The following is a 6,853-nucleotide window of genomic DNA, read 5'->3' as shown; positions in this document are numbered from 1 at the left end:
GGTGCTCGCCTACGAGAGCGACCTGCTCGAGTACGACGACATCTTCGAGGGCTCGAAGGTGATCGAGGCCAAGGTGGACGAGCTGGTCGAGGCGGCGCTCGCCGAGATCGACCACATCCAGGAGATGGGCGGCGCGATGGCCGCCGTCGAGTCCGGCTACCTCAAGTCGCAGCTGGTCGCCTCGCACGCGGCACGCCGGGCCCGTATCGAGTCGGGCCAGGAGAAGATCGTCGGCGTCAACATATTCGAGGGCACCGAGCCGAACCCGCTGACCGCCGACCTGGACACCGCGATCCAGACGGTCGACCCGGCGGTGGAGGCCCGCGTCATCGAGTCCCTCCAGCGCTGGCGCGACACCCGCTACCAGCCGCCGTTCAACCACCCGCGCCCCTGCAAGGCGCTGGAGCGGCTGAAGGAGGCGGCCAAGGGCACCGAGAACCTCATGGAGGCCACGCTGGAGTGCGCCCGCGCCGGGGTCACGACCGGCGAGTGGGCCGGGGCCCTGCGCGAGGTGTTCGGCGAGTTCCGCGCCCCCACCGGCGTGTCGTCCGCGCCCGTCGCCGTGGCCGCCGAGGACGGCACCAAGCTGGCGGAGGTCCGCCGCAGGGTGGACGTCACCGCCCGCGACCTGGGCGTCGGCAAGCTCCGCTTCCTGGTGGGCAAGCCGGGCCTGGACGGGCACTCCAACGGCGCCGAGCAGATCGCCGTGCGGGCCCGTGACGCCGGGTTCGAGGTGGTCTACCAGGGCATCCGGCTCACCCCCGAGCAGATCGTGGACGCGGCCCTCGCCGAGGACGTGCACGCGGTCGGCCTGTCCATCCTGTCCGGATCGCACGCCCAGTTGGTGCCCGACGTGCTGGAGCGGCTGCGCGAGGCCGGCGCGGCCGACATCCCGGTGATCGCCGGCGGGATCATCCCGAACGGCGACGCCGAGCAGCTCAGGGCCGCTGGAGTGGCCGCGGTCTTCACCCCGAAGGACTTCGACATCACCGGGATCATCGGCCGTATCGTCGACGAGATCCGGAAAGCGAACAAGCTCGACCCCCTGGAGGTCCCCGCATGACCGCCCGCCCGTCGCCCGCCACCACCCTTCTGGCGAGCGGCTCCGCCGCACCCCTTTCTTCTGTCGACCGCCTCCGCCCGCGGCGCTCCTGCCTGGCCGTACCGGGCTCGAACCCCCGCTTCCTGGAGAAGGCGCAGGGCCTCCCCGCCGACCAGGTCTTCCTGGACCTGGAGGACGCGTGCGCGCCGCTCGCCAAGCCGGAGGCGCGGCACACCATCGTCAAGTTCCTCAACGAGGGCGACTGGACGGGCAAGACCAGGGTGGTCCGGGTCAACGACTGGACGACCGAGTGGACGTACCGGGACGTCGTGACCGTGGTCGAGGGCGCGGGGCCGAACCTCGACTGCATCATGCTGCCGAAGGTGCAGAGCGCCGAGCAGATCGTCGCCCTGGACCTGCTTCTCACACAGATCGAGAAGACGATGGGCTTCGAGGTCGGGCGCATCGGCATCGAGGCGCAGATCGAGAACGCCCAGGGCCTCAACAACGTCAACGCGATCGCCCAGGCCTCCCCGCGCATCGAGACGATCATCTTCGGCCCGGCCGACTTCATGGCGTCGATCAACATGAAGTCGCTGGTCGTGGGCGAGCAGCCGCCCGGCTACCCGGCGGACGCCTACCACTACATCCTGATGAAGATCCTGATGGCCGCCCGCGCCAACAACCTCCAGGCGATCGACGGCCCCTACCTCCAGATCCGCAACGTCGACGGCTTCCGCGAGGTCGCCGGCCGCGCCGCCGCGCTCGGCTTCGACGGCAAGTGGGTGCTCCACCCGGGTCAGGTGGACGCGGCCAACGAGGTGTTCTCGCCGTCCCAGGAGGACTACGACCACGCCGAGCTGATCCTGGACGCGTACGAGTACTACACGTCGGAGGCGGGCGGCAAGAAGGGCTCCGCGATGCTCGGCGATGAGATGATCGACGAGGCCAGCCGCAAGATGGCGCTGGTCGTCGCGGGCAAGGGACGCGCCGCCGGCATGCAGCGCACCAGCAAGTTCGACATCCCGGAGGCGTGAGCGGCATGCAGTTCGGACGGACCTACGAGGAGTTCGAGGTCGGGGCGACGTACAAGCACTGGCCGGGCAAGACGGTCACCGAGTACGACGACCACCTGTTCTGTCTCCTCACCATGAACCACCACCCGCTCCACATGGACGCGAACTATGCGGAGAAGACCACGGACTTCGGCAGGAACGTCGTCGTCGGGAACTACATCTACTCGCTGTTGCTCGGCATGTCCGTCCCGGACATCTCCGGCAAGGCGATCGCCAACCTGGAGATCGAGTCGCTCAAGCACGTGGCCCCGACCTTCCACGGCGACACGATCTACGGCGAGACGACCGTGCTCGACAAGTGGCCCTCGAAGTCGAAGAACGACCGCGGCATCGTCCACGTGGAGACCAAGGGCTACAAGCAGGACGGCACCCTCGTGTGCGTGTTCCGCCGCAAGGTGATGGTGCCGACCGAGACGTACATCAAGGAGCGCGGCGGCGAGCAGCCGGGCCGCCCGGAACTGCTGGACATTTCAAAGCGTGAGCAGGAGAAGTAGGCCATGACCCGACTCGCCCAGACCGCCGGTCTGACGGACGTCCAGCAGGAGATCCTCTCCACCGTCCGGGACTTTGTCGACAAAGAGATCATCCCGGTCGCGACCGAGCTGGAGCACCGCGACGAGTACCCGCAGCAGATCGTCGACGGCCTCAAGGAACTCGGCCTGTTCGGTCTGATGATCCCCGAGGAGTACGGGGGCCTGGGCGAGTCGCTGCTGACCTACGCGCTGTGCGTGGAGGAGATCGCCCGCGGCTGGATGTCGGTGTCCGGCATCATCAACACGCACTTCATCGTGGCGTACATGCTCAAGCAGCACGGCACGCAGGAACAGAAGGACTACTTCCTGCCGAAGATGGCCCTCGGCGAGATCCGTGGCGCCTTCTCGATGTCGGAGCCGGGTCTGGGCTCGGACGTGTCGGCGATCACGTCGAAGGCGGTCAAGGACGGCGACGAGTACGTCCTGACCGGCCAGAAGATGTGGCTGACGAACGGCGGCACGTCCTCACTCGTCGCCGTGCTCGTCAAGAGTGACGAAGGACACCCCGAGGGCACCGCGCCCCACAAGTCGATGACGACCTTCCTGGTGGAGAAGGAGCCCGGCTTCGGCGAGGTCCGCCCCGGCCTCACCATCCCCGGCAAGATCGACAAGATGGGCTACAAGGGGGTCGACACCACCGAGCTCATCATGGACGGCCTGCGGATTCCCGCCAACCGGGTGCTCGGCGGGGTCACCGGCCGGGGCTTCTACCAGATGATGGACGGCGTGGAGGTCGGCCGGGTGAACGTCGCGGCGCGTGGCTGCGGTGTCGCTCAGCGTGCCTTCGAGCTCGGCGTGTCGTACGCGCAGCAGCGGCACACCTTCGGCAAGCCGATCGCCCAGCACCAGGCCATCCAGTTCAAACTGGCGGACATGGCCACCAAGGTCGAGGCGGCGCATGCCATGATGGTGAACGCGGCACGCAAAAAGGACTCCGGCGAACGAAACGACCTCGAGGCAGGGATGGCGAAGTACCTCGCCTCCGAGTACTGCAAGGAGGTCGTGGAGGACGCCTTCCGGATCCACGGCGGCTACGGCTTCTCCAAGGAGTACGAGATCGAGCGCCTCTACCGTGAGGCCCCGATGCTGCTGATCGGTGAAGGTACCGCCGAAATCCAGAAAATGATCATCGGTCGCCGACTGCTCGAAGAGTATCGACTCCAGGGTTAGATATACCGATACGGGGTGTTTTCTTCGCGAAGAAGATCACACCCCGTCAACACTCTTCGGTCGCCGACTCGGCCTTCTGGCTTGCCCAGTTGTGGTCCACGACCGGTACGATCGGCCGGAAAGCCGCCGTCCCCCATTGAAGCGCGGCATCACCCGCTACGAAGGTCATCCATGCCCCACAGCCAAACCTCTGCACCACGCGGCCGGGTCCGCCTCGCGCGCGGAGCATCGCCGTGGCTTCTCCCGACCGTTGCCACCGCAGCCCTCAGCCTGGCCCGCGCGCGCCGCTCCGGCGCCGCGAAGGCCGTGGCCGTGCCCGCCACCGCACTCGCGGCGGGCATGCTGTGGTTCTTCCGCGACCCGGAGCGCGAGATCACCCAGGGCCGGGTCATCTCGCCCGCCGACGGTGTGGTGCAGAGCATCATGCCGTGGAAGGACGGCCGCACCCGCGTCGCGATCTTCATGAGCCCGCTGAACGTCCACGTCAACCGTGCGCCGCTGGCCGGCACGGTCACGTCGGTCGAGCACATCCCGGGCGGTTTCGTTCCCGCTTTCAACAAGGAGAGCGAGAACAACGAGCGCGTCGTCTGGCACTTCGACACCGAGCTCGGCGACATCGAGATGATCCAGATCGCCGGCGCGGTGGCCCGCCGCATCGTCCCGTACGTCCCGCGGGGTACGAAGGTGGAGCAGGGCGACCGTATCGGCCTGATCCGCTTCGGCTCGCGTGTCGACATCTACCTCCCCGAGGGTGTCGAGATCGCGGTGGAGGTCGGCCAGAAGACCGTGGCTGGGGTGACGCGCCTTGACCGTGATTGATCCCGATACCCAGTCCGGCTGGGTGCCGGAGGCCGACGAGGTGGACGACGAGGAGGAGATGCCCCTCTCGCTCCGCCTCTCAATAGCGGACACGCTCACCCTCGGCAACGCCACGTGCGGGTTCATGGCGGTGTACTTCACCACCACCGGAATCCTCATCCCGCACCTGACGGGCAACGACGAGTCGGCGGGCATGGCGCGGCACAGCGCGGCCACGGCGGTCATCCTGATGCTGTGCGCGGCGGTCTTCGACCTGTTCGACGGCCTGGTGGCGAGGAAGCTGCGGTCGTCGCCGATGGGCGCCGAGCTGGACAACCTCTCGGACCTGATCAGCTTCGGCCTGGCGCCGGCGTACTTCGTGCTGGTCTACGGCATGGTGGCGGACGACGCGCACCAGAGGGTGGCGGCGGTCGGCGCGATCGTGGTGCTGCTGGCGGTGGTGCTCCGCCTTGCGCGCTTCTCGTGCGTGACGATGAAGGACGGCGTGTTCCAGGGCATGCCGTCGCCGTTCGGCGCGCTGACGGTCGTCTCGATCGTCCTGCTGGAGCTGCCGTTCTTCGCCACGCTGCTGGCGATCCTGGGTACGGCGTGGCTGATGGTGAGCCGGGTGGAGTACCCGAAGCCGCGGGGCCGGCTCGCGGTGGCGATGCTGTCGTGGATCGTCCTGTCGATGGGTCTGCTGGCGGCGTGGGCCTTCGACGCGCCGAGCGGTCAGCTGCTGCTGCAGACGGGCTGCGCGCTGCAGCTGGTCATGGGCGCGGTGATCCCGCTGTTCGCCACGGCACGCCGGGTGCACAACTTCCGCGACAACCGCCGGGAGGCGCGGGCGGCGCAGTTGCCGTAGCGCGCGATGCCGCGCTTGACGGAGGGCCCCGAACCGGGTTGGGTTCGGGGCCCTCCGCTTTGCCCGGGGGGCACCCCGGGGGCCGTCTCAGCGCAGGTGGTCCCGCGCGATCCGTTCCGCCACCCGCTCCAGGATGGGCCCCGCGTCCGCGATGCACCGCGCCACGTCCGGCTCCGCCTCCGTCAGGGGGTAGGCGCGGCCGATGCCGGCCCTCTCCAGCGCCTCCGGCGGCAGCGCCAGGCGGCCGCAGACCGCCACGACCTCCTTGCCCGCCGCCCGCGCCGCCGCCGCGACCCCCGCCGGGGCCTTCCCGTGCAGCGTCTGCTCGTCCAGCGAGCCCTCGCCCGTGATCACCAGCGAGGCCCGCTCCAGCGCCGGCGCGAAGCCCAGGACGTCCAGCATCACCTCGATGCCGGGGCGGAACCGCGCGCCGAGGAGCAGGGCCCCGTACCCGATGCCGCCCGCGGCCCCGGCCCCCGGCGCCACCGCGTACTCCGCGGCCCGCGCGCCGATCGCCTCCTCCAGCACCTTCGCGCAGTGCGCGAGCGCCGCGTCCAGCGTCTCCACGTCGTCCGGCGAAGCCCCCTTCTGCGGCCCGTACACGGCCGGGGCGCCCTCCGGCCCCGTCAGCGGGTTGTCCACATCGCTCGCGAGGATCAGGTCGACCGAGGCCAGCCGCGGATCCAGACCCGACAGGTCGGCACGGGCCAGCTCCGCCAGTCCCCAGCCCCCGGGCGTCACCGGCTCCCCCTCCGCGTCCAGGAACCGCGCCCCGAGCGCGGTCAGCATCCCCGCGCCCCCGTCCGTCGTCGCGCTCCCGCCGACCCCGAACACGATGGTCCGCGCCCCCGCGTCCAGCGCGGCCCGCAGCAGCTCACCGGACCCGTACGTCGACGCCGTCAGCGGTGCGAAGACCCCGGCGGGCAGCCTCTGCAGCCCGCTCGCCTCCGCCATCTCCACGACCGCCGTGTCGCCGCGCAGCGCGAACGCCGCCGTCACCTCGTGCCCGAGCGGCCCCGCGACCCGCACCTCACGTCGTTCGAACCCGGCCGCGACCGCCGCGGCCACCGTCCCGTCGCCCCCGTCGGCCACGGGCAGCGCCTCCACCTCGAGGTCCGGCACGACTCTGCGCAACCCCGCGGTCACCCGCTCCGCGACCTGGACGGCCGTCAGCGACCCCTTGAACTTGTCCGCGGCGACGAGCACCCGCTGTGCCGTCCGCGTGTCGTCCACTGCAGCGTCCGCCACCCGCAATCCCCTCGCTCTCCGGGCCCCGCGCACGTCGAACACGCCAGGGCAGTCGCGCCGAGGTGACCCTAACCGCAGCGCACCTGCCCCGTCATGCCCCGTCCGGCCCCCGGACCCCGCG

The 6,853-nt window shown here is 69.9% G+C and carries 7 protein-coding genes; 6 read left to right on the top strand and 1 reads right to left on the bottom strand.

The window, feature by feature from the left end; genetic code table 11:
- The 6 genes from C3488_RS32970 to pssA form a co-directional block, all read left to right on the top strand.
- On the top strand, window positions 1–1,063 hold a 1,063-nt coding region (locus tag C3488_RS32970; RefSeq protein ID WP_181139292.1), incomplete at its 5' end, for a methylmalonyl-CoA mutase family protein.
- Window positions 1,060–2,079 (top strand): CoA ester lyase, encoded by a 1,020-nt coding sequence (locus tag C3488_RS32965; RefSeq protein WP_258053811.1) that lies wholly within the window; start codon window positions 1,060–1,062, stop codon window positions 2,077–2,079. The genes C3488_RS32970 and C3488_RS32965, both read left to right, overlap by 4 nt.
- Window positions 2,080–2,084: 5 nt before the next feature.
- Window positions 2,085–2,612, top strand: a complete 528-nt coding sequence (locus C3488_RS32960; protein ID WP_103844555.1) for a MaoC family dehydratase — start codon at window positions 2,085–2,087, stop codon at window positions 2,610–2,612.
- A 3-nt stretch (window positions 2,613–2,615) separates the two neighbouring features.
- Window positions 2,616–3,821, top strand: a complete 1,206-nt coding sequence (locus C3488_RS32955; RefSeq protein WP_103844554.1) for an acyl-CoA dehydrogenase family protein — start codon at window positions 2,616–2,618, stop codon at window positions 3,819–3,821.
- Window positions 3,822–3,992: 171 nt separating this feature from the next.
- Window positions 3,993–4,640 (top strand): phosphatidylserine decarboxylase, encoded by a 648-nt coding sequence (locus tag C3488_RS32950; protein WP_103844553.1) that lies wholly within the window; start codon window positions 3,993–3,995, stop codon window positions 4,638–4,640.
- Window positions 4,641–4,662: 22 nt separating this feature from the next.
- Window positions 4,663–5,484 (top strand): CDP-diacylglycerol--serine O-phosphatidyltransferase, encoded by an 822-nt coding sequence (gene pssA, locus C3488_RS32945; protein WP_103844552.1) that lies wholly within the window; start codon window positions 4,663–4,665, stop codon window positions 5,482–5,484.
- Between the two features lie 87 nt (window positions 5,485–5,571).
- On the opposite strand, the gene C3488_RS32940 is transcribed toward pssA, so the two are convergent.
- Window positions 5,572–6,690 (bottom strand): glycerate kinase, encoded by a 1,119-nt coding sequence (locus C3488_RS32940; RefSeq protein WP_103844559.1) that lies wholly within the window; start codon window positions 6,688–6,690, stop codon window positions 5,572–5,574.
- Window positions 6,691–6,853 lie beyond the last annotated feature (163 nt).

It is taken from the genome of Streptomyces sp. Ru72, from assembly GCF_002920635.1.
In the GTDB taxonomy this organism is placed as follows: Bacteria; Actinomycetota; Actinomycetes; order Streptomycetales; family Streptomycetaceae; genus Streptomyces.
The sequence above is the reverse complement of the archived record's forward strand: the minus strand, read 5'-3'. Positions and strand labels throughout refer to the sequence as shown.

What these genes read in the sequence shown, in the direction of transcription:
- C3488_RS32965 (WP_258053811.1), top strand. Translation starts at nt 1,060, where the DNA reads ATGACCGCCCGCCCGTCGCCCGCCACCACCCTTCTGGCGAGCGGCTCC.
- C3488_RS32960 (WP_103844555.1), top strand. Translation starts at nt 2,085, where the DNA reads ATGCAGTTCGGACGGACCTACGAGGAGTTCGAGGTCGGGGCGACGTAC.
- C3488_RS32955 (WP_103844554.1), top strand. Translation starts at nt 2,616, where the DNA reads ATGACCCGACTCGCCCAGACCGCCGGTCTGACGGACGTCCAGCAGGAG.
- C3488_RS32950 (WP_103844553.1), top strand. Translation starts at nt 3,993, where the DNA reads ATGCCCCACAGCCAAACCTCTGCACCACGCGGCCGGGTCCGCCTCGCG.